Source organism: Streptomyces sp. NPDC090108 (assembly GCF_044747185.1).
Taxonomy (GTDB): Bacteria; Actinomycetota; Actinomycetes; order Streptomycetales; family Streptomycetaceae; genus Streptomyces.
Map to the genome: position 1 here is coordinate 497,448 of NZ_JBIVDQ010000003.1, position 24,523 is coordinate 521,970.

Genomic DNA, 24,523 nt, shown 5'->3' on the forward strand with positions numbered 1-24,523 from the left:
AGTTCTGAGGAGAGTTGGTCGACAGTGCTGTAGACAGTCTTACTATGCCAAGCCGTGAGAGCGAGCCACTACGCCCACACGGCACCGGCGAGAGCGGCCCCGGCGAAGGCCGCCCCGAGCCCCGCTCCCACACTGACGACGGCATTGGCGGCAGCGTAGAGCCCGGCGCCCGACTCGGTCAGCCTGAGAGTCTCCCAGGAGAAGGTCGAGTAGGTCGTCAGCGCACCGCACAGTCCGGTGCCGAGCAGCAGCTGGAGGTGCGGGCCCGCGGCTCCGGCGGAGGCCGCGCCGGTGAGGAGGCCCAGGATCAGGCAGCCTACGACGTTCACGGCGAAGGTGCCCCAAGGGAGCAGGGAGTCGTGCCGGGCCTGGACGGCACGGTCGGTGAGGTAGCGCATGGGTGCGCCGACCACGGCCCCCAGAACGACCAGAAGCCAGTTCAAAACGATTCCTTACTGTTCACCTCCGGTTCATCGGGAGGTTCTCACTCTTCATTTTCATTTCACCGGGGCTCAGCGCGGTCTCCGGCACAGCAGGCGGCGCGCGGCGGCCGCGCCCAGCCACACCGCCGTGAGAGCCGCGAGCAGGGTCACCGCGAGGTAGGCCAGACCGACGTGGACATGACCGTCCGCGACGAGCCTGCGGGCGTCCACGGCGTAGGTGGAGAACGTGGTGAAACCGCCGAGCACCCCGGTGCCGAAGAAGGGGCGGACCAGGTGGTGGGGGCGCCACACCTCGGTGATCAGCACCATGAACACGCCGATCACGGCACACCCGGCGACATTGGTCCAGAAGGTCGCCCAGGGGAACGCGCCGGGCGCGGTGGGCCAGGCGAGAGCCAGTGCGTACCGGGCCGTCGCGCCGAGGGCGCCGCCCGCCGCGACCACCGCGACGACCGGGGCCTGGGCACGCCACTCGGCCTGCCACCGCGGCACGGGGCGCGCGTGGACGCTCTCGGTCTCCGGGGCTGTCATGCTCGTACGTCTCCTGTCCGGCCCCCGCCCCGACGGGTGGTCTCGGCCGGGGACCAGGGTACCGGCGGGGCGCCCGCCGACCGGCTGCCCGCGTACGGCACGGACCGGTGCCGTCGGAACGGCGGGCGGCCGGCTGCGCGCACAGGGCACGGGCGACAGCGCGCGGGCCAGGTCACCGGAGCCGCGGGCGGCGGGCGGCGCGGCGCGGTCACCAGCCTTTCTCGAACATCCGGGCCACCTCGGCGATGCGTATCTCGTCACGCCGGTAGTAGGTGCGCCGGCACAGGCGACGGGCGCGCAGCAGGCCGAGGCGGGTGAGGAGGTCGAGGTGGGCGGCGGCGGTCCGCCTCGGTATGCCGAGTTCGGCGGCGACGGCCCTCGCGGTGACGCCGGTCCGGGCGGGGTCGGCGCGGAAGCGGCCGGAAGGGAAGCGGGCCGCCGGGTCCTTGAGCAGGTCCAGAATGCGCTGCCTCGTGCGGCCCGAAGAAGACCCCATCATCCCGCCCGACCTCCGTCCCCGGCCTCCCTGTGCACCCTGGTCCCACTGTGGCGCAGGCGGTGCCGTCGCGTCCGTGTCTCGGCCACCGTTGTCCGGTACCGAACGGCCGTACGACGTGGACCCGCCCGCGGACCCTGTTCCCCGGACCGGACAGCCGCGGGCCGGCCCTTCCCGGCCCTTCCCGGCCGGGGGCCGCGCGGGGCGGGGGTCCGCCGCGGCACGCGGCAGGCCGGGGCAACCGATCAGGATCGAAGAAGCGGCGGCCGCCTCCCCCGCCCTAGCGTGGAAGCACCGGCGGACACCCCGCCGGACAACCACCGCGAGGAGCTCTCCCCATGACCGCAGGCCTGCAGACCATCGTCTACCCGGTGAAGGACCTGGAGCGGGGCAAGGCCCTGTTCACCGCGCTGCTGGGCGTCGAGCCCTACGCGGACGAGCCGTACTACGTCGGTTTCAAGTCCGCCGGGCAGGATGTCGGCCTCGACCCGAACGGCCACCGCAAGGGCATGACCGGACCGGTTCCGTACTGGCACGTCGCCGATCTGAAGCAGCGCCTGACGGCTCTGGTGGAGGCCGGCGCGGAGCTGGTCGAGGACGCCCACGACGTCGGCGGCGGCCGGCTGATCGCGTCCGTCCGTGACGCCGACGGCAATCTGGTGGGGCTGCTCCAGGACCCCTCCGCCTGAGGCCCGCGCGGCCGGTCGTCCCCGTACTACTTGCACAGTCAAGGAATGGCTGGATCGGTGCTACGGTGCGGGTATGGCAGTCAAGACGGCCGACGCCCGGCTGGAAGAGCGGTGGCGGGACATACTCACGGTGCACGCGCGCACGATGTGCGAGATCGACCGCGCTCTGCACCCGCACGGCCTGGGCGCCAGCGACTTCGAGGTGCTGGACATCCTCGCCGCGGAGTCGCCGGCCGAGGGCGACCGGTGCCGGGTGCAGAACCTGGTCGACCGGGTCCATCTCAGCCAGTCCGCGCTGTCCCGCCTGATCGCCCGCCTGGAGAAGGACGGCCTCGTCGCGCGCTCGGTCTGTGCCGCGGACCGGCGCGGGGTCTTCGTCGCCCTCACCCGCAAGGGACGCGATCTGTACGCCGAGGTGCTCCCGCTCCAGCGGGCGGTACTGGAGCGGGAGCTGGCCGAGCGGGCCGGCTGACGCGACAGCCGACGGCGCCCTGAGCGCACTCCCGGGTGCGGGGCTACCCGAAGGCGGGCGGAAGTCCGGGGCGTCCTCCGTCGGGTCGCCGGTCGACCGGCCGCCGTGGTGGCACCGCGCCGCCGGGGAAGTCGCGCGGCCCGGTCCACAGGGCGGGTACGGCGTCGCAGCGGCGGCACAGCTCGTAGACGATCGCCTCGTAGTTGACCCGCCAGCCGCAGAAGTGCGGCCACGCCTCCTTCGGTGTGCGCTCGGCCCGGAATCCGGCCGCCTCCAGCATGGCCACCGCCGCGTCGAACTCGTCGTAGGTGAGCCGGACGGGTCCGTCGGGCGAGGGATCGGGGTCGTAGGGGAGCCGGAGCGCGCGGGCGATGTCACGCAGCGCGGTGAATCCGGCGCGCAGCACGAGCCGGGCCTCCGGCGGGGCGGACCGGGGGGCGAGGGCGAGTTGCATCGCGGCCGCGTCGAGCACGGCGACGAGCCCGACCAGCCAGCTGCGGTACGGGCTCGGTGAGCGGAAGGTCAGCAGGATCGGGTACGTGGACTGGCTCTCCCCCATGTCGGCGGCGAGCCGCTCCCAGGCCCGGTACAGCTCGGGCAGCGCGGTCTCGGTGTCGACCAGCCACTGCCGGGCGAGGATCTCCGGGCCCCAGGCGGGCTCGCCGGCCCGCGCCTGGAGGAGGGTGACCTCCAGTTCACGGCGGTTGTAGGCGCCGTACAGGGTGGGCAGGTAGGCGATCTGGAGCGCGATGAGGACGGGGCCGGTGGCCGCGGCCAGGAAGTCGAGCGCGGACAGTTTCAGACGGGCCCCGCTGGCGAAGCCGAGGGTGAACAGACTGGACCCCGCCTCGCGGAACGCGTTGGTCCAGGACAGCGGTGACATGGCGTACAGCAGCAGCCCGAAGCCGAGCAGGGCGCCGGCCAGCCAGGTGGCGAGCATGCCGATCAGCATCAGCGGCGCGAGCCAGGTCTGGGCGCGGTCGATGGCGTCGTACCCGCCCCGCCCGGCGGCCGCCCGGAGCAGCCGGCGCAGCAGCCACCACAGCCGGAACACCAGCGCGGAGTAGAGGCCCCGGGGCACCACGAGGGTGCGGAGGATGCTGCTGAGCACCAGGACCAGCACCAGTGAGCCGGCCACGCCGGAGATCCATTCCATGGGCACATTCTGTCGCCCGGGTGGCGGCACTCCGCTCCGGCGTCCGGGCCGGGGGCCGGGTCCGGCGAGCGGTGCCTCGCGGCTGCGTCCCGGGAACAGTGGCCTCGGGACCCGGAGGACCCGGCGTGTTCAGGGCCGGGAGGTCACCTGGCGAGCAGCGTGCGCACCCCTTGCGAGGTGAGGGTCAGCCCGTGCTCCGAGCTGCCGTCGATCGCCAGCGAGAGGTCGTCCTCGGGCCACTGGGACGCGAGCGCGGCCAGCGGGACCAGCCGGTAGCGGGAGACGGTCGGCAGCAGCCCGGCCATCTCCTCCTCCGAGGTGAACACGGGCACGACCGGCTCACCGCCGGGCTGTTCGATGACGGGCAGCGCGACCGTGGCGGCGTCGGACACGCCTTCCATGTCGACCGCGTCGTCCGGCACCGGGATGAGCACGTCGCTGTGGGCGAGCGTGTCCAGCGCGGCCTGGTCCTCGGCGTTCACGGCCAGCGCGTCGAGCGCCTGCTGGGCCGGCGTCGGAAGGGCGTCGTGTGCGGGTGTCTCCATGGTGTGTCCCCAGGTAGCGGTGGGTTTACGGGCGCACGCACGGGACGCCGCCCGGGCGTGCTCCCGCCCCGCGTACCCACCGTGGGCCGGGGCATGCGTGAGGATTCCGGGCCGGGTGCGCCCGGGCGGCGCGCGGGACGTCGCTCCTCCACGCCGCCCCCGACCGCCTCTCCCCCGGGCCGCCCACGGACTCGGCGGGCCCTCCGGCTCACCGGGCACCCCAAGCTCACGGCACCCCGGGCACCCCGGGCTCACCACCCTCTTCAGGCCCCCGCTTACCCGTTCCCAGGTCAGTCCGCCGTGCGCAGCACCGGCGGGGCGACGGCGACGGGCCCCGGGGCCGCGGCCTTCTTGCAGATGTCGTGGCAGTCCTTCTCCAGGCTGCAGCACAGGGAGCAGACCGCGCCGTGGTGGAAGGGGCAGTTGGCCATGTCGGGGCGCTCGAAGCCGGTCGCGCACACCGAGCAGGTCAGGGTGACGGCCGACGGCGTTCCGTCGGCGGCGAGCGGCGGTTCGGCGAGGTCGTCGGCGCGGGCGATGTAGTAGCGCCCCTTGGTGAGCACCGCGAGGGCGGGCGAGAGGACCATGGCCAGGAACAGGGCGATGAACGGGGAGAACGCCTTGCCGTAGGCCCCGAACGCCTCGAAGTAGGCGGCGATGGAGACCGCCGAGGCGACCAGCATCGAACCGAAGCCGACGGGGTTGAAGTGGTGGAGGTGCGCCCGCTTGAACTCGATGTACGAAGGGCTCAGTTTCAGCGGCTTGTTGACGACCAGGTCGGCGACGACCGCGCCGATCCAGGCGATGGCCACGTTGGAGTAGAAGCCGAGCACCGTGTTGAGGAACCCGAAGACACCGCCCTCCATGAGGGCCAGGGCGATGCCGACGTTGAGGAAGATGTACACCACGCGCCCCGGATGGCGGTGCGTCAGGCGTGAGAAGAAGTTGGACCAGGACAGCGAACCCGAGTACGCGTTGGTCGAGTTGATCTTCACCTGGGACAGGATGACGAAGAACGTGGCGAGTCCGAGGGCGACCGGCGCCGCGAAGGTGCCGAAGCCGTGGACGTACTGCTGGATGGGCTCGTTGGCCTTGCCCAGCCCCACGCTGCCCGCGATGTAGAAGGCCAGGAAGGCTCCGCCGATCTGCTTCAGCGCGCCCAGCACCACCCAGCCGGGACCGGCCCCGAGCACCGCGGCCCACCAACGCCTGCCGTTCTCGGGGGTCTTGTCGGGCATGAAGCGCAGGTAGTCGACCTGCTCACCGATCTGAGCGATCAGCGAGAGGGCGACACCGGCGCCGGCGCCGACACCGAGCATGCTGACGGTCGACCCGGTCGGCGAGTCGCCGGCGAAGTGCGTGAACTCCGAGAACTTCCCGGGTTCCTGGACCGCGATCGACACGAACGGCGCGACCATCAGCACCAGCCAGACCGGCTGCGTCCAGACCTGCATCTTCGACAGGGCGGTCATGCCGTACACGACGAGCGGCAGGATGATCAGCGAGCAGACGATGTAGCCGGCGGCGAGGGGGATGTGCAGGCCGAGCTCCAGGGCCTGCGCCATGATCGAGCCTTCGAGGGCGAAGAAGATGAAGGTGAAGCTGGCGTAGATCACCGAGGTGAGGGTCGAACCGAGGTACCCGAAGCCCGCGCCCCGGGTCAACAGGTCCATGTCGATGGAGTACTTGGCGGAGTAGTACGAGATCGGCACGCCGGTGAGGAAGATGACGACGGCGGCCGTCAGGATCGCCACCATGGCGCTGGAGAAGCCGTGGGACAGCGCGATCGAGCCGCCGATGGCGAAGTCGGCGAGGTAGGCGATCCCGCCCAGGGCCGTGGTGGCCACGACGTACGGCGTCCACCGGCGGAAGGACTTGGGCGCGTAGCGCAGCGAGTAGTCCTCCAACGTGTCGTTCTTCGCCCACTCGTTGTACGTCCGCCCGCTCGGCGGCGCCTGCGACGCGGCCCGCTTGTCGACGATCTCGGTCACGGCTCTCCCCTCTTCCCACGCAGCGCCCCGGACACCCCGGGCCGCTGCCGGAAGGTTCGCGCCGTGGCGTTGCTCCGCCGTTTCGGCACCTTTAAGGGGAGGTTCCGAGTGGGGCGCCGAGGTGCCGGGCGGGCCGGGCGGGGGCGACCTCACCGGAGCCGCGGCGGTGTCCGGCGCGGCGGGCACGGGCCGTGCACGCGGAGCATCGGCGTGGCGTCGCACACGTACCGCACGGGCGGCGCACGGGCGCGGGGCCGTACACCCGGCGCAGGTCATCCGGCCGGGAGAGCATCGCCACCACGATCGAGTGTCTGTTCCCGTCACTGTCGGGCACGATGATCGTATGAGCGATAACGAGCACCGCGACTCCGGCCCGTCGGGCGACTGGTTCTACTGCCTCAAGCACCACACGGTGGAGAAGGGCCCCGAGTGCCGTGCGGCCGACCGCCTGGGCCCGTACGCGTCCAGGGAGGAGGCCTCCAGGGCGGTGGAGACGGCGCACGAGCACAGCGAGCAGTGGGACACCGACCCGCGCTGGAACGACGACGAGACCTCCGGGGACAAGTAGCGGGAGGCTCCCGAGGGGAGCGGAACGGCGCGCGGACGGGCCGCCGCACCTCACCGGGGTGTGGCGGCTCCGTACCGGCCCGCGCCATCCTGGGATCCGCGGACCGCCGGGTCGTTCCCGGACCCGTCCGGTCCACGGACCGCCGGCGCCCGCGGGACCTTCCCGGGAAGCGACGCATGACCACGACCGAGGACACCGGTGACACGGCCACCGGCACCTGGATGCCGCGTGAGGAGTGGATCAGGACCCAGCCGCAGGCGCTCGTCGCCTCGTGCGTCCTCGTCCTCGACCGGCGCGACCGGTTACTGCTTCTGCGCTACGGCCCGAACCAGCCGGACCACGGCCGGTGGTGGCTGCCGGGCGGCATGCTCGACCACGGCGAGGACCCGTCCACGGCGGCGTGCCGGGAACTGGACGAGGAGACCGGCATCCGGCTGGACGCGGCACCCCGGCTCATCGGGATCGACCACCGCGCGGACGTCTGCGGCACGGGCCCGGTACTGGACTGCTACTTCTACGGCGGGATCCGCGAGGACCTGCATCTGGTCCGGCTGAGTTCCGAGCACGACGGCCACGGCCTCTTCGCACCGGACGAACTGGGTGACGCGCCGCTCGCGCCCTCCCATGCCGCGACCCTGCGTGTCCTGCACGCCGCCGCCGTCTCCGGCTCGGTCGCCTGCCTGCGGGAGGGCCGGCCGGTGTGACCGAGGCGGCCCTCGCCGCGCGCGGCATGCGGCGGGGGCACCGCCCCGGACCCCGGCGGGGAGCCCGCCCCCGGACCTCCGGAAGGCGGCTCCCCGGGCACGCCGTGGCGCCGCGTCAGTGCTTGTACTGCCCGACGCGGTACTCACCGGCCGGCTGCTGGGTGATGACGTTCCCGCGGTTGAAGGCGTTGATGACGGAGATCAGGACCACCAGGTCGGCGAGCTGGTCCTCGTCGTAGTACTTGGCGGCATTGCCCCACACCTCGTCCGGGACACCCCCTGCCGCGTCGGCGATCCGGGTGCCCTGCTCGGCCAGTTCCAGCGCCGCACGTTCGGCCTCGGTGAAGACGGTGGCCTCGCGCCAGGCGACGACCAGGTTGAGGCGCACCGCGCTCTCCCCGGCCGCGACGGCCTCCTTGGTGTGCATGTCGATGCATCCGGCGCAGCCGTTGATCTGGCTGGCCCTGAGCATCACCAGTTCACGCGTGGCCGCGGGCACGGTCGACTCCGACAGCGCGTTGGCGGCGGCGACGATGTGCTTGAGGGCCTTGGCCGCGACCGGGCTTGCCATGACGTTCAGACGAGCTTCCACGGTGATCAACTCCAGTGCTGTCGTGTGCGGTTACACCTGTACGACGGGAGGGCCCGCCGAGTTGTGACATCCGCGCGTGTGACGCGCGTCTCGCTGTGGCGTCGTCGCGCGTCCGCGCCGCGAGGAGCCCCGCCCGGCCTTCTGTTGCGGTCATGTCAATACGGGCTATCGTGTGCCGGCTGCGAACCAGCCGTCATCCACGAGGAGTCGATGCGCATGCCGTACATCGGACGTGCCCTTGCCGCCGCCGCGACCGCGGTCGCCGTCACGGCGCTGCTCCAGACCCCCGCCCACGCGGTGGTCGTTCCGGAGCACGCGGTCATCACCTGCCAGAGCGCCAGCTTCTACGCCAACTACGACAGCGCCTCGGGCCCCAGCGGTCTCGTCCGCACCCTGCCCTACGGCGACAAGGTCGGCCACACGCCGGGGGTCCACCCGGTCTACAACGGCTGGGCCGCGACCTTCGACTTCGGCCCCAACGACTGGGGCTACGTACGCATCGAATGCATCGGCGGCTACGGCTCCTGGTGAGCCGGCGCGACTCGGGAAGGAACACCATGTCCGCACTGCGCAACGCCCGCTCCGCACGTTCCCCGCGCGCGCTCGCCTCCCTCCGCGCCCGGCCCGCGCTCCGCGCGGCGGCGCTCGCGGCCGCCCTCGGGTCCGTCCTGCTGTTCGGGTCCGCGCCCGCCCAGGCCACCAACGGCACGGTCGGGCAACGCGAGACCGTCTGCGCCCAGGACCTCTTCGTCCGTACCGACCCCGGCGGCGCCTGGATGGGCACCCTCTACAAGGGACAGACCTTCCAGGTGGAGAGCAAGCAGTCCGGCTGGGCGTACGGCTTCGCGTACGGCGACATCAACCGTCACGGCTGGGTCCAGGACGGCTGGTTCTGCTGAGGACATACGGTCCGGCCTTTCCCGCGCGGTCACCGGTCGTGCCGGGGAGGGCCGAGCCGCCAGCGGATCTCCCCGTCGTGCTCCTCGCCGGTGGGCGTGAGTCCGGCCGCGCGGGCGACCGCGGCGGAGGCCCGGTGGTCCGGGTGGATGTGCGCGACGACGGTGCCCACCCGCCGCAGGCCGAGCCAGTCGACGAGCCCCCCGGCCGCCTCCTGGGCGATGCCCCTGCCCTGCCAGGGCGTCCCCACCACCCAGGCGATCTCGGCGACGGAACCCCGCGCGGAGGGGCCGACGGTGGCCTGGACGAATCCCGTCAGGCGGTCCTCGCCGCGGAGCCGTATCACCCAGTTCAGCCAGGAGACGCCGGGATCGGGTGAGCCGGCGGTCAGCCGCTCGTACCGGGCGCGCAGGGCGTGCCGGGTCTCCGGGACGCCTCCGATGAACGTGTGCAGCGCGGGGTCGGACAGCACCTCGGCCATGTCGTCCGCGTGCTCGACGAGGAGGGGCAGCAGGTCCAGCCGCCCGGTGGCGATGACGTCGGCGACGACACGGCTCACGCGACTCCCTCCGGCCCCGCCGACGGAACACCGCGGCTTCCGTGGCTCGCGGCCGTCGCGGTGCGGCGTCTCGGCGCGGCGTGGCCCGATGGCCCCCAGGTGGACTTGCCGCCCGGACCGCCGTGCGCTCCGGCGTCGCCGATGCGCACGCAGCTCAGGGCGTGGAGGACCGCGCGGCCCCGGGCGCGGCGCAGGGTCGCGTCGTCCGGAGCGGGCCGGCAGGCCTGGTGGAAGCGCCCGACGGCGCCGGCCGGCAGCGGGAGCCAGGCGGCGGCGAGGTCGTCGCCGAGCCGCCACGACCGGTTGTCCCCGCCACGCGCACCGAGCTCGACGGAGCGGTCGGCAGGATCCGGGTGCTGGTCGCGCAGCGGCTCCCGGACCGGGTCCGCGCTGATCCCTGCTTCGGTGTGGGTCATGCGGAGCAACGGTAGCCGGAGGCGGTGGGCCCCGGGCCGTCTCCCCCGCACCCGTCGCCGCACCCGGTCGTCCGGGGTTCGGCGCCCGGATGCACCCCTCGCCGCCCCCGGGCGGCCGCGCCCCGGACGACCGGGCCCACGGCGCCGCCCCGCCCTCCGTCTCCGTCCCGTACGGCGCACCCCCGCCCCGTGCCCTCGGCGGCGGACGGGAGCGTGCCTGCCCCGCCGTCCGTCGCGAACGCCGCGCGCGTGCCCCGCCCTCCGCCGCGAACGCCGCGCGCCCGTCTCCCCCGCCGTACCGTCACGGCGCACCCGCACCCCCTGCCGAACCGTCACGGCGCGTGACGAAGGCGGGCGGCGGACACCGGTCCGCGCACCGCCCGCCGCCTCGGTGTGCGGGCCCCGCGGCGGAACCGCGGGAGCTGCCCGCGGGCCTCCCCGAGCACGGGCCGGGCCCCGCCCCCGGGCGCCCATTCGGGTGATCCATCCAGCGCCCCGGTGCTGCGGAGAACCCGGGAAATCAGGCCCAGCAAGGCTTTTCCCGCCTCCCGCGGTGATCGTCTCGAAGTGGCAACCTCACCGGGGCGGGCCGAGACTGATCTCGGCGGTTCGTGATCAGGGAACAAACGGATCTCGAGCTTCCGATGGCCCGGCGGGCCGATCTTCAGGTCCTCACGGACCCGGACCCGTCACCGGCCGCCATCGGCGATCCAGACGTCCTCCGGGAGTTCGAATGGTGGAGCAGTCCTCCGAGGTCCACATATCCGCGCCGGGCGAAAGCACCGTCGCGGGACGGGGCCCCGCCGACCCCACGGGGACGGAGACCGAACAGAAGCTGGCAGCGGCGCTGGCAGGCGTCGTGGGCGCCGAACGCGTCACGGTCGACAGTCACTTCTTCGACGACCTCGGCGCCAATTCCCTCGTCATGGCGCAGTTCTGCGCGCGGGTCAGGAAGCTGCCGGACCTGCCGTCGCCGTCGATGAAGGACATCTACCGGTACCCGACGATCCGCGAGCTCGCCGCGGCTCTCGCGACGACCGCGCCGGACCCCGCCGACTCCGCGGTCACCGCGCCGGCGGCCGCGCCTCCCCTACCGGAACGGCCGGCCGAGCCGGTCGGCGCACGCGCCCACTTCCTCTGCGGAACCTTCCAGCTGCTGGCCTTCCTGGCCTATTCGCTGGTCGCCGGTTTCGTCACCGCGCGGGGATACGAGTGGATCGCCACCGGTACGGGTGTGGCCGACATCTACTTGCGGTCGCTGCTGTTCGGCGGCGGCGGATTCGTCGCGCTGTGCGTGTTCCCGGTCATCGCGAAATGGCTGCTCGTGGGCCGCTGGAAGGCCGAGGACTTCCCGCTGTGGGGAACCGCCTACATACGCTTCTGGCTCGTCAAGGTGCTGCTGCACGCCAACCCGATGATCCTCTTCATCGGCAATCCGCTGTACGTGCTGTACCTGCGGGCGCTCGGCGCGCGGATCGGCAAGGGCGTCACGATCCTGTCCCACTCCGTCCCCGTCTGCACCGACCTGCTGACGATCGGCGACGGCACGGTGATCCGGAAGGACGCGTTCTTCCTCGGCTACCGCGCGCACGCGGGCCGTATCGAGACCGGGCGGGTCACTCTCGGCCGGGACGTGTACATCGGCGAGAAGACGGTCCTGGACATCGACACCGCGATGGGCGACGGGGCCCAGCTGGGCCACTCCTCCGCGCTCTACCGCGGCCAGTCGGTCCCGGACGGCGCGCACTGGCACGGGACGCCGGGGCAGCCCACGGAGGTCGACTACCTGCGGGTGGCGCCGGCCCCGTGCGGCAGCGGGCGACGCGCCCGGTTCGCCCTCGTCGCGCTGCTCCAGCTGTTCTTCGTGTACATCCCGCTCGCCGTGGGCGGGCTGTACATGCTCTTCACCGAGGTGCCCTCGATCGGCAGGCGGCTCGACCCGCAGCAGACGGTCGCCCCCTCGGAGCTGATCCCCGACGCGCTGATTCTCTCCTGCGTCCTGTTCTTCGGCCTCGTCGTCGTGGGCTTCGTCGTGCTGTGCACGGTGCCGCGCCTGCTGGCCCTGACCGTCCAGCCGGACCGGGTCTACCCGCTCTACGGGTTCCAGTACGCCGCGCACCGGGCCATCGCCAGGATGACGAATCCCAAGTTCTACGCGTGGCTCTTCGGCGACAGCTCCTACATCGTGCACTACCTCCGCAGCATCGGTTACCGGCTGTCCCACGTCGAGCAGACCGGGTCGAACTTCGGTACCGAGCTGCAGCACGAGACGCCGCTGCTGGTCACCGTGGGCCGGGGGACGATGGTGGCGGACGGGCTCTCCATCATCAACGCCGACTACTCCGCCACCTCTTTCCGGGTGTCCCGGACGGTGATCGGCCCGAACAACTTCCTCGGCAACAACATCGCCTATCCCACCGGCGGCAGGACGGGTGAGAACTGCCTGCTGGCGACGAAGGTGATGGTGCCGCTCGACGGCGAGATCCGTGAGGGCGTGGGGCTCCTGGGCTCCCCCTGCTTCGAGATCCCGCGCTCGGTGGAGCGCGACTCGCGGTTCGACGACCTGCGCACCGGCGACACGCTGCGCCGGCGGCTGGCCGCCAAGAACCGGTACAACCTGCGCTCCATGAGCCTCATGCTCGGCGTGCGGTGGCTGCAGACCTTCGGGCTGACGCTGCTCGGCCTCGCCTCCGTCGACCTCTACGGCACGGTGGGGCACGTGGTGATCGCCGGATACCTGGCGCTGACGCTGGCGTTCTCCACCCTGTACTACGTCGTGGTGGAGCGGAGCATCATGACGTTCCGCCGCCTGCGCCCGCAGCTCTGCTCGATCTACGACCGGTCCTTCTGGCTCCAGGAACGGCTGTGGAAGGTGCCGGACCACTACCTCAACATCTTCAACGGCACGCCGTTCAAGTGCTTCGTCTGGCGGCTGCTCGGGGTCCGTGTGGGCCGCAGGGTGTTCGACGACGGCTGCTACATGACGGACCGCACGCTCGCCGCCGTCGGCGACGAGTGCACGCTCAACGCCGGCAGCAAGATCCAGTGCCACTCGCAGGAGGACGGCACCTTCAAGTCGGACCACACCACGCTCGGGGCGGGGGTCACGCTCGGCGTCGCCTCGCACGTGCACTACGGCGTGACGATGCACGACGGCGCGGTGCTCGCACCCGACTCGTTCCTCATGAAGGGCGAGGAAGTGCCCCCGCACGCCCGCTGGGGCGGCAACCCGGCCGTGGACATGCCGGAAACGGCCGTCCGGCCGTACTCCGGCGGCCCGCGGCCGTCTCCGTCTTCGGTCGACGCCTCCGCGGCGACCGTGAGTTGAGGAAGGCCATTCGATGGGAGCGCGCGTGGAAGCGGACCGGGAGTTCTGGAGCCGTGTGCTGACCGCCGGAGGCAGCACCGCGGTGCCACGATGGGTGCGGGAACCGGCCGCCGGAGTGGCCGAGCACGAGATCCCCGTACCGGACGACGTGGCCCGGGCGGCGAGGGAGCTGGTGCACCAGGCGGACGTACCCGTCAGCGCGCTGCTGCTCGCGGCGCACGCCAAGGTGCTCGCGGCGGTGTCCGGCGAGCCCGAGGTGGTGACGGGGTACGCCGCCGGGGTACGGGGCGAACCACTCCCCTGCCGGCTGGCGGTCCGCCCCGGCACCTGGCGGGAACTGCTGACCGCCGCCCGTCACGCCGAGGCCGACCTGCTGGCCCACCGGGAGTTCCCGGTGGACGCGCTGCGGCGCGAACTCGGCGTCGACGGACCGTCGTTCGAGGTCGTGTTCGGCCCCCGGGGGGCCGAGGACGCGCGCTCCCACCACGGGGTGCTCGATGTGCACTGGTCGGATCTGGACGGCCGGCTGCGCCTGCGGCTGCGCTACCGCACCGATGTGCTGGACGCCGCCGCCGCGGCCCGGATCGGCGACTACCACCTCGCCGCACTCCGCCTGATGACGGCCGCGGTGGACACCGAGCACAGCCGGCAGAGCCTGCTGTCGGCGGACGAGACGCACGAGCAGCTGGAAGGGCTCGCCGGACCCGGCCGGGCCCTGCCCGACGCGCGGGCGCACGAGCTGTTCGAGCGGCGGGTGCGCGAGCACCCGGACACGGTGGCCGCCGTGGAGGGCACGCGCACCTGGACGTACGCCGAGCTGAACGCGCGGGCGAACCGGCTCGCGCGGGCGCTGCTGGCCCGCGGCCTCGGCCGCGAGGACGTGGTCGCCGTGGTCACCGAACGCGATCTCGACTGGCTGGCCGCGACGCTCGCGGTGTTCAAGGCGGGCGGTGTCTACCTGCCCATCGAGCCGCACTTCCCCGCGGAACGCGTCCGGGCCACCCTCTCCCGCGCGGACTGCCGCCTGGTGCTGACCGAGTCCGGCAGCACCGGCACCCTCGACGAGGCACTGGAGTCCCTGCCGGGAACCGAGCGCCTCCTGATCGGGGCGGCGTACGAGGAACCGCACGCCGGCGACGACCTCGGGGTCCAGGTGGACGCCGGTCAGCTCGCGTACGTCTACTTCACCTCCGGCTCCACGGGCGAGCCGAAGGGCGCGATGTGCGAGCACGCCGGCATGCTCAACCACCTCTTCGCCAAGATCGACGACCTGGGGATCGGCGAGGGGTCGGTGGTCGCGCAGACCGCGCCCCAGTGCTTCGACATCTCCCTGTGGCAGCTGGTGTCCTCGCTGCTCGTCGGCGGCCGGACGCTGCTGGTCGGGCAGGACGTGATCACGGACGTGGAGCGCTTCGTCGACACCCTGGCCGAGAACCGGGTCGCCGTCGCACAGCTCGTGCCCTCCTACCTGGAGGTCGTGGTCTCCTACCTGGAACGCCACCCGCGTGAACTGCCCGACCTGCGCTGCGTCTCGGTGACGGGCGAGGCGCTGAAGCGGGAGCTGGTCCAGCGCTGGTTCGCGATCCAGCCGGGCATCAAGCTGGTCAACGCCTATGGTCTGACCGAGACTTCGGACGACACCAACCACGAGGTCATGGACGCGGTGCCGGAGCGCGTCCTGCTGGGGCGCGCGGTCAACAACGTGCGGGTGTACGTCGTGGACGAGCATCTGTCGCTGGTGCCGCTGGGCGCGCCCGGGCTGATCGCGTTCTCCGGGGTCTGTGTGGGCCGAGGGTACGTCAACGACCCCGAGCGGACCCGCGAGGCCTACCGGCAGGACCCCTACCACCCCGGTGAGCGGCTGTACCTCGGCGGTGACTGGGGCCGCTGGCACCCCGGCGGCAAGCTGGAGTTCCTCGGCCGCCGGGACAACCAGATCAAGATCCGCGGTTTCCGCATCGAGATCGGTGAGATCGAGAACACCCTGCTGCGGGTGCCCGGGGTACGGGACGGCGCGGTGGTCTGCGCCGAGCTCGCGGGCCACAGCAAGCACCTGATCGCCTTCTACACGGGCGAGGAGCAGGACGTGCGGACGCTGCGCGAGGCGCTCGGCGCCGTGCTGCCCGCCTACATGGTCCCCTCGGCCTTCCACTGGCGGCCCGAACTGCCGCTGACCGCCAACGGCAAGACCGACCGCAAGGCCCTCACCGCCCTGGCCGAGCAGGCGCCGCAGACCCCGCGCACGGCGCCCGGGGACGTGGCGGCGGACGCCGACGGCACCCCGCTCACGCCGACCGAGCGGAAACTGGCCGCGGCCTGGGCGCAGGTGCTGGGTGTTCCCGAGGAGGAACTCGGGCGGGAGGACCACTTCTTCGAGCGCGGCGGCACCTCCCTGTCGGCGGTGCGGCTCACCATCGCGCTCGACCGCGCGGTCTCCCTGAAGGACATCACCCGGCATCCGGTGCTCGCCGACCTGGCCGCCCGTCTCGACGGCACCCCGCAGCGGCACCAGGAGCTGCTCCAGCCGCTGTCGGCGGCGCCCGGCGAGGCCGGAACCGCCCTGGTGTGCTTCCCCTACGCGGGCGGCAACGCCGTCAACTACCAGCCGTTGGCGAGCGCGTTGACGGGGACGGGCGTCGCGGTCCTCGCCGTGGACCTGCCGGGCCATGATCTCGCCGCCCACCAGGAGCCGTTCGCGTCCATCGCGGACGTGGCGGAACAGGTCGCCGCGGAGGTCGTCGCGCGCGGTCTGACCCGGGTGATGCTCTGGGGCCACTCCTCGGGTGCCGCGCCGGCGGTCGAGACGGCGCGCAGGCTCCAGGCGCGCGGCATCGAGGTGGAGCGGGTGTTCGTCGGCGCGCAACTGCTCGGCGGCGCCGACGAACGGCGCGCCGCCATCGAGGAACTGGCGGACAGCGGCGACGCCGAGATCGCCGAGCGGCTGACCGCGGACAGCGGCTACACCGAACTCGCGGAACTCAACGCCCGGCACTGCGAGCACATCGGCGCCGCCTACCGGCACGACTGCCTGTCGGCCCACCACTACTTCCTGGACGCGCTGGAGAGCCCGCCGCCGGTGCGGCTGTCGGCGCCCCTCTCGGTGGTCGTCGCCTCCGACGACCCGCACACCGCCGGCCACGCCCGGCGGCACCGGGACTGGCTGCTGCTCGCCGAGCACGTGGATCTGCACGAACTCGGCGACGGCGGGCACTACTTCCCGCGCACCCGCCCGGCCGAGGCGGCGCAGGCCGTCCTGGGCGTCGTGGCACCCCTGGCCTCCTCCTAGTCCCGCAGAGTCTTCAGGCGGGCAACCGAAGGGAAACCGAGATGTCGTCCTCACCGTTGGCAGCAACCCTCGATGTGGAGCTGCGGCCGGACAGACCGGCGATCCTGCACGTGGACTCCCCCGGTGACGCGCCGGGCTGGGCGGCCCGGTACCGCGAGTCGCTGCGGGCCCAGGTAACCGAGCACGGGGCGCTGGTCGTCCGCGGCCTGGACCTGCGCGACCCCTCCTCGGCCGGCGCGGTGTTCGCGGAGCTGGCCGGCGGTCTCATGACGGAGCGGGAGGCCTTCGCCCCCCGGGAGGCCTACGCCCCCGGGCTGTACGCCTCCACGGCGTGGCCCGCCAACCAGCCCATGTGCATGCACCACGAGCTGAGTTACGCGCTCGACGTGCCCGGACTGATGCTGTTCGCGTGCCTGACGGCGCCCGAGCGGGCCGGCGCGACGGCGGTGGCCGACGCCGGGCAGGTGCTCCAGGCGCTGCCCGAGGAGCTGACCGCCCGGTTCGAGCGCGAGGGCTGGCTGCTGACCCGCAGCTACAACGACGAGATCGGCGCGTCCCTGGCGGAGTCGTTCGGCACGGACGACCGCGCCGGCATCGAGGCCTACTGCCGGGCGAACGCCATCGAATTCGCCTGGCAGCCGGACGGTTCGCTGCGCACCCGCCAGCGCCGTGCCGCCGTCGTACGGCACCCCGTCACCGGCGCCCGCTGCTGGTTCAACCAGGTCGCCTTCCTCAACGAGTGGACGCTGGCCCCCGAGGTGCGCGAGTACCTGGTGGACGAGTACGGGGTGGACGGCCTGCCGTTCAACACCCGCTACGGGGACGGCAGTCCGATCGGCGAGGACGTCGTCCAGCTCCTCAACGCCACCTACGACAGGCACACCCGCCGTGAGCCCTGGCAGGCCGGTGACCTGATGCTCGTCGACAACATCCGCACCGCACACAGCAGAGAGCCGTTCGACGGAGAGCGGCAGGTCGTGGTCGGCATGGCCGAACCCCGGCGCCTGGACGACTCCTGCGCGACCCCGGAGGCGAACCGGCGATGACCAACCTGCTGTCGACCCCCACCCACGCGCCCCTGACCGACGGGGCTCCCGCGCCGACGTTCGCCGTGATCTCCGGCGAGCAGGTGCAGCACGCGCTCCGCGGGCGCGAGAAGGACATCACGGCGCTGGTCGAGGCCACCTACCGGCTGCACGGCGCCGGGGACTCGGTGAACCCGCCGTCGTACTTCCTGCGCTTCGAGGACCGTCCCACGGCGCGGATCATCGCGCTGCCGGCGTCGGTCGGCGGCTCGGTGCACGTGGACGGCATCAAGTGGATCTCCAGCTTCCCGCAGAACGTGGGTGCCGGGCTGCCCCGCGCCTCGGCCGTGCTCATCCTCAACAACCCGGAGACGGGCTACCCGTTCGCCTGCATGGAGAGCTCGGTCATCAGCGCGACCAGGACCGCCGCGTCCGCCGCGCTGGCCGCCGACTGGCTCAGCCGCACCCGGACCCGCCCGCGGCGCGTCGGCTTCTTCGGCACGGGGCTCATCGCCCGCTACATCCACACCTTCCTGGCGGGTAACGGCTGGGAGTTCGACTCCATCGGCGTGCACGACACGGACGCCGACAGCGCCGCGGGCTTCTGCGGCTACCTGCGGCAGAGCGGCACCGACGCGCAGGTCGCCGTCCACGGCACCGCCGAGGAACTGATCTGCTCCAGCGACCTCGTGGTCTTCGCGACCGTCGCGGGCGAGCCGCACGTGACGTCCCAGGCCTGGTTCTCGCACAACCCGCTGGTGCTGCACGTGTCGCTGCGCGACCTGGCTCCCGAGGTCCTGCTGGCCTCGGCCAACTACGTCGACGACGTCGAGCACTGCCTGAAGGCCGACACCTCCCCGCACCTGGTCGAACAGCGCACCGGCAACCGTGACTTCCTCAACGGCACGCTCTACGACGTGATGCTCGGCCGCTCCCACCCGCCGGCCGACCGTCCGGTGATCTTCTCGCCCTTCGGACTCGGCGTCCTCGACCTCGCCGTCGGCAAGTACGTCTACGACGGGACCGCCGGGGCGGGGAACCTCCACCTCATCGACGACTTCTTCTCCGACCTGCGCCGTTACGGCTGAGGTCCCTGTCCTCGGCTCTGGCACCAGGAGGCACACGTGCCCGTAGTTTCCGCTCCCCATGAGTTCAACGAAGGCCGTCTCTTCGTCGACCTCGAGTCGATATTCGGATGCTCCCTCCACCTGAAGTGCGAGGGCTTCAACTTCGCGGGCTCCATCAAGTTGAAGGCCGCGAACGAGATGGTGGAGAGTGCCGAACGGGACGGAGTCCTGCGGCCCGACTCCATCCTCGTCGAATCCTCCTCCGGCAACCTCGGCGTGGCACTCAGCATGATCGCCGCGAGCAAGGGTTACCGGTTCCTGTGTGTGACGGACCCCCGCTGCAACCTCTCGACCCGGCTGCTGATGGAGGCCCTCGGCAGCCAGGTGCACATGGTGTCCGACCTCGACGCCAACGGGGGCTTCCTGGGCACCCGGATCGACTACGTGCGCAACCTGAGCGCGTCCGACAACCGCTACGTGTGGCTCAGCCAGTACACCAACGCGGGCAACTGGCGGGCGCACTACCGCACCACGGCACCCGAGATAGCCGGCGCCTTCCCCAAGCTGGACGTGCTGTTCATCGGGGCCGGCACCGCGGGGACCCTGATGGGCTGCGCCCGTTACTTCCGCCAGTGGCACCGGCCGGTCCGGATCGTCGCCGTCGACACCGTGGGCTCGGTGGCCTTCGGCGGCAAGCCGGGGCGCCGGATGATCCCCGGCCTGGGCATGAGCATGGTGCCCCCGCTGCTGGAGGAGTCCTACGTCGACGAGGTGATCCGGGTCGAGGAGGCGGACACCATCCGCGCCTGTCACCGGATGGCCCGCCGCGGCTTCCTGTTCGGCGGCTCCACCGGCACGGTGGTCTCCGGCGCGACCGACTGGCTGGCCCGGCACAACGGCCGCGGTCTCACCGCGGTGGCCATCGCCCCCGACCTCGGCGAGCGCTACCTCGACACCATCTACCAGACCAACTGGCTCCAGGATCTGTACGGCGACCAGATCCTCGCCGACCCGGAGAAGGCGATCACCGCCGAAACGGACGCGGTGATCAGCTCGTCCCGCACCGACGAGTCCGCGTCGAAGACCTCCGGTCACGGCCCGGCCGCCTAGGGACGACGGCCACGGCCCCGCCGTGACAGGGGATGCCGCCGGCGCGCTCGCGCCGGCGGCATCCGGCGTTCACCCCCCGGCCGGGGTGACCAGCGGCAGGAGCCGCCCTCCGCCGCCGTCACCGGGCGCCGCCGGGATCCGTTCCAGGACGCCGCCCGCGAAGACGTCGTAGAGGGGGAGCGACTGGAGATGGACGTAGCCGATGTGGCAGTCGCAGGCCGCGAGGGGGCACGGGCGCGGACGGAGCGCCGCGCGGTAGGAGCCGTCGTAGAGGTTGCCCAGTTCGGTGCGGACGAAGTGGCAGCGGCGGACCGTGCCGTCCCCGTCCACCGAGATCACCGACTCCCCCGTCCGGCACGGCAGGCCGGCGCTGGCGTGCGGGTGCCTGCTGTAGGGGAACAGCGGATCGAGTGCCGTCCAGAGCGCGGCCTCGGCGTCGTCGTAGACGTGCCCTTCCGCCGCGTTGATCCACAGGTACACGTGCCCGGGCAGGTCGGCGCGCAGGCGGCGGGCCGCTTCCAGGTGCGCGGGCAGGCCGACGACGCCGACGCTGAAGCGGACGCCGAGGCGGGCCAGTTCGCGGCACTTGGCGAGGAACCGGTCGTAGGGGGTCTGGCCCGGGTGGTAGGTGCACCACAGGGCGAGCGTGCCGAGGTCCGCGCCGGCCAGCCAGTCGGTGCGGCAGCTGAGGTTCGTCTGGATGGCGACGCGCCGGATGTGCGGCTGGTGCGAGAGACCGGTCAGCGCGCGCCGGTACCAGGAGCGGGTCAGGCCCTCTCCCCAGGGGGTGAAGAGCACCGAGAGCCGGTCCCCGGTCCGGCTCCGCGCCCAGGTGGTGAACCGCTCCAGGCTCGCGCGGTCCGCGCGCAGCTGCTCCGTGCTGTCGCGCCGCTTGGCGAACGGGCAGTAGGGGCAGTCGTAGTCGCAGGACGCCAGGGGGCCGCGGTAGAGGAGGGTCAGGTCCATCGGTGGCGGGCTCACTTCCTCTCGTAGGCGGCCATGGCGGCCCGTACGGCGGGGGAGAACAGCTCCGGGCCGATGGCGTCGGAGTGGGCGAGGCCCTCCGGGGTGAGGCGCAGGGCGGCGCCCGGTCCGTCCCCGTGCTCCTCCAGCCAGCCGCGGTCCGCGAACCGGCCCAGCTCGGCGGCGAAGTCGTCCTCGGGACGGCGGCCTCCGAACCGTGCCCGGTAGCCGGCGAGGTCGAGTCCGTCGGCCTGGAGGAGGGACTGGAGCAGGTGACGGCGGCGGGCCTCGCCGGTGGTCATGCGGCGTCCGTACTCGGCGCGGGCGAAGTCGGCGGCGGGGCGGGCGGTGTAGGTGTCGATGATCGAGCGGATCTCGTGCATCCCGACGGCGTAGTCGAAGGAGTAGTGCAGGTCCGCGGTGTAGGAGCGGGCGCCGCAGCCCAGGCCGATCATGCCGTCGGTCTGGCAGGCGTAGTCGTCCGCGCCCTGCGGGACCGCGTCGGCGCGGCGGAACATGCGCATCGACCGCTGCTCGTAGCCGTGCGCGAGGAGGTGGTCGCGGCCCGCGCGGTACAGGCGCAGACGCTGTTCGTCCCAGGCCGGGTCGGACTCCCCGGCGCGGCGGCCGAGGCCGGTGAGGGGGCGGATGTAGAGCGGGTAGAGGTAGAGCTCCTCGGGCTTCCAGGTGAGGGCGGTGTCGAGGGAGCGCAGCCAGGTGGCCTCCGTCTGGCCGTCGATGCCGTAGATCAGGTCGATGTTGAGCACCGGTATCGCGGTGTCCCGGACGCGTCCGAGGGCCGCTTCCACGTCGGCGCGGCGCTGCGGGCGTACGGCCGCCCGCGCCTCGGTGTCGTCGAAGCTCTGCACGCCCAGGCTGAGCCGGGTCGTGCCGCGCTCGGCGAGGACCGCGAGCCGGTCGGCGGTGGCGGTGGCGGGCGAGGCCTCCACGGAGAGGGGGACGGCCCGCAGGTCGGCCCCCATCCGGTGTTCGGCGATGTCGCAGAGCCGTTCCAGTTCGGCCGCGGTGAGGAAGGTGGGGGTGCCGCCGCCGAAGGCCGCGGTGGCGAACCGGACCGGTGTCCGCTCCCCCAGCGCCTCCCGTACGGCGGTGGCCTGGCGTTCCAGGGCGTCGAGGTAGGCGCCGGTGAGGCCGTCCGGGGCGCCGATGCGGGTGAACAGGTTGCAGAACCCGCAGCGGACCTCGCAGAACGGGATGTGCAGGTAGAGGGAGAGGGCGTCCTTGGGCTCGTCCGCCCACAGGGTGCTCAGCGGCGGGCGGTCGTCGAGCCGGCGGTACGCGGTCTTGTGCGGGTAGGCGTACACGTAGCTCTGGTACGGGGCCACGTGGTCGGTGCCGGTCGGGGCGGGGAGCGTCATCGGGCGGCCTCGGCGGGGACGGGGGTGTGGTCGAGGAGGAAGTGGGCGTAGGGCACGGTCCAGACGGACTCGTGACCGATGCGGTGGCCGGTGTAGCCGTCGTCGCCGTACGCCGTTCCGTGGTCGGAGCAGACGATCGCGAAACAGCTGCGTCTGCTGCTCGCGGCGGCGAAGAGGCGGCCGATGTGTCGGTCCACGTACTCCAGGGCGGCGGCGTGCGTGGCGCGGGAGTCTCCGGCCTCCTTGGTCGCGCCGGGCAGGTGGAACCAGTTGGGCTGGTGCAGGGAGGGCACGTTGACGAAGAGGAACAGGCGCTGTTCGGCGGGCAGCCGTCCGATCAGCTGCTCCGCGCGGGTCACCTGGGACTCGAACGACGTCGGCGAGGCGACGCCGAACTCCGGCTCCCAGTGGGACTCCTGGAACAGTCCGGGCAGTACCGAGCCGAGCGGGCCCTGCTTGTTGAAGAAGCCGACGCCGCCGATGCACGCCGTGTGGTGGCCGGCCTTCGCGAGGCCGGAGACCAGGTCGGGGGTGTCGTAGACGAAGGTGCCGTCGGCCGTGGTCTCGCTGCCCGCGAAGGAGGCCGCGAAGAGGCGGGGGTGGCGGCCCGGGGCGGCGGGGGTGGGCAGGAAGCCCGCGAAGATGGCCTGGTGGGAGGCGTAGGTGAAGCTGCCCGGGGCATGCCGCCGCTCCCATGTGCCGCCGGGCAGATGCCGGGCGAGATGGGGGATGCGGCCCGCTTCGGCCAGCTCGGCGGCGACGTCGTACCGCAGGGTGTCGAGCGTGACCAGCAGGATGTCGTGGTCGGCGACGATCGCGTTCATGTCGAGCGCGCCGGAGGCGGTCAGGGGCAGGGCCGTGGACGGCGGGAGCTGCTCGGCCGACGGGTGCGAGGGCCGCTCGGACGCCGGGTACGAAGGTCGCTCGGACGCCGGCGGGAGCTGCTCGGACGCCGGGGCGGGCGGCTGTTCGGGCGCTGGCATGGGTGGTTCCTGTTCTGTGCGGGTGCTGCGGGGCCGCCTGTCCGGGGCCGGAGAGCGGGTGGTGGTCCGGGGCGGGGCGGTGTGGTGATGCGGCGGTTCGGAGCGGGGCGATGTGGTCATCCGGCGGTTCAGGCCGGGGCGGCCTGGGTCTGGCCGGACCCCGGCCGCGGCGGTGTGGTGGTGCGGCGGATCGGTCGGGGGCGGTGGGGTCAGCCGGCGGTTCGGAGCGGTCCTGCGCCGGACGGCGGACGGCGCAGGACGGCGGCGACCTGCGCCGCGTACGTGTCCAGCCCCTCGGCTCCGCTGCCGGGCAGTCCGGTCAGCCGGGGCAGCAGATCCCCGAAGGCGTTGACCTCGCCGACGGCGGCCGAGCGCCAGCCGACGGCCGGCAGGAGGTCGACGCCCACGCACAGGGTGCGCGGGAAGCAGGCGGCCGCCTGTTCGCCGACCGCGAGGAGATCGCTCCAGCGGGCGCCCGCCGCCTCGACGGCCCGCCGGACCTCGCCGAGGTCGCCGCGCCGGCCGCCGAGGTGGAGGTTGGTCAGGGGCGAGCGGCTGGTGCGCACCACCGCGTGCGTGGCGCGGCCGTCCACGACGACGACCCGCAGATCGGCGGCGTTGCCCCGCTGGGACGCCTTGGGCAGCCAGCGCTCCAGGTGCAGTCCGTCCGGGGCCAGCGTGTCCACGATGGCCGCGATGTCTCGCTCACGCTCGTAGCGGCGCACCGTCAGGGAGTTGAACAGCGCCCCGTCGTCGGCGAGTTCGACCGAGGTAGTGGCCCGGATCCGGCCGCCGCCCGCGGACTCGACGGCGACGACACCGGAGGCCGACGAGCCGTGCGCGGGTTTGACGAACAGCCGGGACATCCGGTGCCCACGCATCAGCGCTCGTACGTCGTCCCAGCCGTGCACCGCCGCGCCCCGCGGGCCCGAGGTGGGCGAGCCGGGGACCGGGACGCCCGCGGCGGCGAGTCGCCCGTGGCAGAGCCGCTTGTCGAACATGACCGCCAGTTCGCCCGGGTCGTCGAGCCGGACACCGCCGCGCAGGCCACGCAGGGCCGTCATGAACCGCGCGTACCAGCGGGCCGAGCCTTCGACACGGGTGGGATCCGCGGCCCCCCGCAGCAGGAGGTCCACCTCGGGGTCCTCACCGGGTGAGTCGACGCGGACGATCTCCTCGGACCCGAAGTCGGCACCGCCGGTGCGCAGCACCTCCGTCCAGGGCACGACGCGCGGACCGGGCAGGCCCGCCGCCCGCACCGCGTCGGTGAACAGCGCGACCCGCCGGCTGCCGGGGTTGCCGACCACCGCGAGGCGCCCCGGC

24 protein-coding genes are annotated in these 24,523 nt (G+C 72.7%); 11 read left to right on the forward strand and 13 right to left on the reverse strand.

Annotated features, from left to right (window positions below):
• Positions 1 to 68: 68 nt before the first annotated feature.
• The 3 genes from crcB (ACIPRD_RS12375) to ACIPRD_RS12385 all read right to left on the reverse strand — a co-directional run bounded on the left by crcB (ACIPRD_RS12375) (position 69) and on the right by ACIPRD_RS12385 (position 1,473).
• Positions 69 to 443, reverse strand: a complete 375-nt coding sequence (crcB, locus tag ACIPRD_RS12375) for a fluoride efflux transporter CrcB (RefSeq protein WP_356401804.1) — start codon at positions 441 to 443, stop codon at positions 69 to 71.
• A gap of 69 nt (positions 444 to 512) precedes the next feature.
• A complete protein-coding gene (gene crcB / locus ACIPRD_RS12380; RefSeq protein WP_401562500.1) occupies positions 513 to 974 on the reverse strand; it encodes a fluoride efflux transporter CrcB in 462 nt (153 codons plus the stop codon).
• Between the two features lie 208 nt (positions 975 to 1,182).
• Positions 1,183 to 1,473, reverse strand: coding sequence for an ArsR family transcriptional regulator (locus ACIPRD_RS12385; protein ID WP_356401800.1), 291 nt, complete (start codon positions 1,471 to 1,473; stop codon positions 1,183 to 1,185).
• Between the two features lie 335 nt (positions 1,474 to 1,808).
• On the opposite strand from ACIPRD_RS12385, the gene ACIPRD_RS12390 reads away from it, so the two are divergent.
• Positions 1,809 to 2,159, forward strand: coding sequence for a VOC family protein (locus tag ACIPRD_RS12390; RefSeq protein WP_356401798.1), 351 nt, complete (start codon positions 1,809 to 1,811; stop codon positions 2,157 to 2,159).
• Between the two features lie 73 nt (positions 2,160 to 2,232).
• On the forward strand, positions 2,233 to 2,631 hold the full coding sequence (locus ACIPRD_RS12395; RefSeq protein ID WP_356401796.1) for a MarR family transcriptional regulator: 399 nt from the start codon (positions 2,233 to 2,235) through the stop codon (positions 2,629 to 2,631).
• A gap of 43 nt (positions 2,632 to 2,674) precedes the next feature.
• Here the strand turns inward: ACIPRD_RS12395 and ACIPRD_RS12400 are convergent, their stop codons facing one another.
• The 3 genes from ACIPRD_RS12400 to ACIPRD_RS12410 all read right to left on the reverse strand — a co-directional run bounded on the left by ACIPRD_RS12400 (position 2,675) and on the right by ACIPRD_RS12410 (position 6,323).
• Positions 2,675 to 3,787, reverse strand: a complete 1,113-nt coding sequence (locus ACIPRD_RS12400) for a hypothetical protein (protein WP_401562502.1) — start codon at positions 3,785 to 3,787, stop codon at positions 2,675 to 2,677.
• A 143-nt stretch (positions 3,788 to 3,930) separates the two neighbouring features.
• Positions 3,931 to 4,332, reverse strand: coding sequence for an SseB family protein (locus ACIPRD_RS12405; protein WP_356401794.1), 402 nt, complete (start codon positions 4,330 to 4,332; stop codon positions 3,931 to 3,933).
• 290 nt (positions 4,333 to 4,622) lie between these two features.
• Positions 4,623 to 6,323: a purine-cytosine permease family protein gene (locus tag ACIPRD_RS12410; RefSeq protein WP_401562503.1), complete on the reverse strand. Its 1,701-nt coding sequence runs from the start codon at positions 6,321 to 6,323 to the stop codon at positions 4,623 to 4,625.
• Between the two features lie 343 nt (positions 6,324 to 6,666).
• On the opposite strand from ACIPRD_RS12410, the gene ACIPRD_RS12415 reads away from it, so the two are divergent.
• A complete protein-coding gene (locus ACIPRD_RS12415; RefSeq protein WP_401562505.1) occupies positions 6,667 to 6,891 on the forward strand; it encodes a hypothetical protein in 225 nt (74 codons plus the stop codon).
• A gap of 176 nt (positions 6,892 to 7,067) precedes the next feature.
• Entirely contained in the window at positions 7,068 to 7,595 is a 528-nt protein-coding gene (locus ACIPRD_RS12420; RefSeq protein WP_356401788.1) for an NUDIX hydrolase, read from the forward strand.
• Positions 7,596 to 7,710: 115 nt separating this feature from the next.
• Here the strand turns inward: ACIPRD_RS12420 and ACIPRD_RS12425 are convergent, their stop codons facing one another.
• Positions 7,711 to 8,187 carry a carboxymuconolactone decarboxylase family protein gene (locus ACIPRD_RS12425; RefSeq protein WP_401562507.1) on the reverse strand — a complete coding sequence of 159 codons (477 nt, stop codon included), beginning with the start codon at positions 8,185 to 8,187 and terminating at the stop codon, positions 7,711 to 7,713.
• A 216-nt stretch (positions 8,188 to 8,403) separates the two neighbouring features.
• Here ACIPRD_RS12425 and ACIPRD_RS12430 point away from each other — a divergent pair, with 216 nt between their 5' ends.
• Together ACIPRD_RS12430 and ACIPRD_RS12435 are read left to right on the forward strand one after the other, a co-directional pair.
• Complete coding sequence (locus ACIPRD_RS12430; protein ID WP_356401784.1) at positions 8,404 to 8,718, forward strand: hypothetical protein; 315 nt, start codon at positions 8,404 to 8,406, stop codon at positions 8,716 to 8,718.
• Positions 8,719 to 8,744: 26 nt separating this feature from the next.
• Entirely contained in the window at positions 8,745 to 9,086 is a 342-nt protein-coding gene (locus ACIPRD_RS12435) for a hypothetical protein (protein ID WP_401562509.1), read from the forward strand.
• 29 nt (positions 9,087 to 9,115) lie between these two features.
• Here the strand turns inward: ACIPRD_RS12435 and ACIPRD_RS12440 are convergent, their stop codons facing one another.
• Together ACIPRD_RS12440 and ACIPRD_RS12445 are read right to left on the reverse strand one after the other, a co-directional pair.
• Positions 9,116 to 9,643 carry a GNAT family N-acetyltransferase gene (locus ACIPRD_RS12440; RefSeq protein ID WP_401562510.1) on the reverse strand — a complete coding sequence of 176 codons (528 nt, stop codon included), beginning with the start codon at positions 9,641 to 9,643 and terminating at the stop codon, positions 9,116 to 9,118.
• Positions 9,640 to 10,059, reverse strand: a complete 420-nt coding sequence (locus ACIPRD_RS12445; protein ID WP_401562512.1) for a hypothetical protein — start codon at positions 10,057 to 10,059, stop codon at positions 9,640 to 9,642. The genes ACIPRD_RS12440 and ACIPRD_RS12445 overlap by 4 nt, the downstream gene beginning before the upstream one ends.
• 733 nt (positions 10,060 to 10,792) lie before the next feature.
• On the opposite strand from ACIPRD_RS12445, the gene ACIPRD_RS12450 reads away from it, so the two are divergent.
• The 5 genes from ACIPRD_RS12450 to sbnA are packed head-to-tail and all read left to right on the forward strand — an operon-like array spanning position 10,793 to position 19,875.
• Complete coding sequence (locus ACIPRD_RS12450; RefSeq protein ID WP_401562514.1) at positions 10,793 to 13,387, forward strand: Pls/PosA family non-ribosomal peptide synthetase; 2,595 nt, start codon at positions 10,793 to 10,795, stop codon at positions 13,385 to 13,387.
• Positions 13,388 to 13,400: 13 nt separating this feature from the next.
• Positions 13,401 to 16,673 carry an amino acid adenylation domain-containing protein gene (locus ACIPRD_RS12455; RefSeq protein WP_401562516.1) on the forward strand — a complete coding sequence of 1,091 codons (3,273 nt, stop codon included), beginning with the start codon at positions 13,401 to 13,403 and terminating at the stop codon, positions 16,671 to 16,673.
• A gap of 41 nt (positions 16,674 to 16,714) precedes the next feature.
• A complete protein-coding gene (locus tag ACIPRD_RS12460) occupies positions 16,715 to 17,719 on the forward strand; it encodes a TauD/TfdA family dioxygenase (protein ID WP_401562518.1) in 1,005 nt (334 codons plus the stop codon).
• Entirely contained in the window at positions 17,716 to 18,786 is a 1,071-nt protein-coding gene (gene sbnB, locus ACIPRD_RS12465) for a 2,3-diaminopropionate biosynthesis protein SbnB (protein ID WP_356401771.1), read from the forward strand. Before ACIPRD_RS12460 ends, sbnB begins: the two co-directional genes overlap by 4 nt.
• 36 nt (positions 18,787 to 18,822) lie before the next feature.
• The gene (gene sbnA, locus ACIPRD_RS12470; protein ID WP_356401769.1) at positions 18,823 to 19,875 is read left to right on the forward strand and encodes a 2,3-diaminopropionate biosynthesis protein SbnA; all 1,053 of its coding nucleotides are present in this window, start codon (positions 18,823 to 18,825) and stop codon (positions 19,873 to 19,875) included.
• Between the two features lie 69 nt (positions 19,876 to 19,944).
• On the opposite strand, the gene ACIPRD_RS12475 is transcribed toward sbnA, so the two are convergent.
• From ACIPRD_RS12475 to ACIPRD_RS12490, 4 genes are all read right to left on the reverse strand, one after another.
• Positions 19,945 to 20,841: an STM4011 family radical SAM protein gene (locus tag ACIPRD_RS12475; RefSeq protein ID WP_401562520.1), complete on the reverse strand. Its 897-nt coding sequence runs from the start codon at positions 20,839 to 20,841 to the stop codon at positions 19,945 to 19,947.
• Positions 20,842 to 20,852: 11 nt separating this feature from the next.
• A complete protein-coding gene (locus ACIPRD_RS12480) occupies positions 20,853 to 22,217 on the reverse strand; it encodes an STM4012 family radical SAM protein (RefSeq protein ID WP_401562521.1) in 1,365 nt (454 codons plus the stop codon).
• Positions 22,214 to 23,041, reverse strand: coding sequence for an STM4013/SEN3800 family hydrolase (locus ACIPRD_RS12485; RefSeq protein ID WP_401563171.1), 828 nt, complete (start codon positions 23,039 to 23,041; stop codon positions 22,214 to 22,216). Before ACIPRD_RS12485 ends, ACIPRD_RS12480 begins: the two co-directional genes overlap by 4 nt.
• Positions 23,042 to 23,409: 368 nt before the next feature.
• Positions 23,410 to 24,507, reverse strand: a complete 1,098-nt coding sequence (locus ACIPRD_RS12490; RefSeq protein WP_401563173.1) for an STM4014 family protein — start codon at positions 24,505 to 24,507, stop codon at positions 23,410 to 23,412.
• Between the last annotated feature and the right edge of the window lie 16 nt (positions 24,508 to 24,523).

What these genes read in the sequence shown, in the direction of transcription:
- crcB (WP_401562500.1), bottom strand. Translation starts at nt 974, where the DNA reads ATGACAGCCCCGGAGACCGAGAGCGTCCACGCGCGCCCCGTGCCGCGG.
- ACIPRD_RS12385 (WP_356401800.1), bottom strand. Translation starts at nt 1,473, where the DNA reads ATGATGGGGTCTTCTTCGGGCCGCACGAGGCAGCGCATTCTGGACCTG.
- ACIPRD_RS12390 (WP_356401798.1), top strand. Translation starts at nt 1,809, where the DNA reads ATGACCGCAGGCCTGCAGACCATCGTCTACCCGGTGAAGGACCTGGAG.
- ACIPRD_RS12395 (WP_356401796.1), top strand. Translation starts at nt 2,233, where the DNA reads ATGGCAGTCAAGACGGCCGACGCCCGGCTGGAAGAGCGGTGGCGGGAC.
- ACIPRD_RS12400 (WP_401562502.1), bottom strand. Translation starts at nt 3,787, where the DNA reads ATGGAATGGATCTCCGGCGTGGCCGGCTCACTGGTGCTGGTCCTGGTG.
- ACIPRD_RS12405 (WP_356401794.1), bottom strand. Translation starts at nt 4,332, where the DNA reads ATGGAGACACCCGCACACGACGCCCTTCCGACGCCGGCCCAGCAGGCG.
- ACIPRD_RS12415 (WP_401562505.1), top strand. Translation starts at nt 6,667, where the DNA reads ATGAGCGATAACGAGCACCGCGACTCCGGCCCGTCGGGCGACTGGTTC.
- ACIPRD_RS12420 (WP_356401788.1), top strand. Translation starts at nt 7,068, where the DNA reads ATGACCACGACCGAGGACACCGGTGACACGGCCACCGGCACCTGGATG.
- ACIPRD_RS12430 (WP_356401784.1), top strand. Translation starts at nt 8,404, where the DNA reads ATGCCGTACATCGGACGTGCCCTTGCCGCCGCCGCGACCGCGGTCGCC.
- ACIPRD_RS12435 (WP_401562509.1), top strand. Translation starts at nt 8,745, where the DNA reads ATGTCCGCACTGCGCAACGCCCGCTCCGCACGTTCCCCGCGCGCGCTC.
- ACIPRD_RS12445 (WP_401562512.1), bottom strand. Translation starts at nt 10,059, where the DNA reads ATGACCCACACCGAAGCAGGGATCAGCGCGGACCCGGTCCGGGAGCCG.
- ACIPRD_RS12450 (WP_401562514.1), top strand. Translation starts at nt 10,793, where the DNA reads ATGGTGGAGCAGTCCTCCGAGGTCCACATATCCGCGCCGGGCGAAAGC.
- ACIPRD_RS12455 (WP_401562516.1), top strand. Translation starts at nt 13,401, where the DNA reads ATGGGAGCGCGCGTGGAAGCGGACCGGGAGTTCTGGAGCCGTGTGCTG.
- ACIPRD_RS12460 (WP_401562518.1), top strand. Translation starts at nt 16,715, where the DNA reads ATGTCGTCCTCACCGTTGGCAGCAACCCTCGATGTGGAGCTGCGGCCG.
- sbnB (WP_356401771.1), top strand. Translation starts at nt 17,716, where the DNA reads ATGACCAACCTGCTGTCGACCCCCACCCACGCGCCCCTGACCGACGGG.
- ACIPRD_RS12475 (WP_401562520.1), bottom strand. Translation starts at nt 20,841, where the DNA reads ATGGACCTGACCCTCCTCTACCGCGGCCCCCTGGCGTCCTGCGACTAC.
- ACIPRD_RS12480 (WP_401562521.1), bottom strand. Translation starts at nt 22,217, where the DNA reads ATGACGCTCCCCGCCCCGACCGGCACCGACCACGTGGCCCCGTACCAG.
- ACIPRD_RS12485 (WP_401563171.1), bottom strand. Translation starts at nt 23,041, where the DNA reads ATGAACGCGATCGTCGCCGACCACGACATCCTGCTGGTCACGCTCGAC.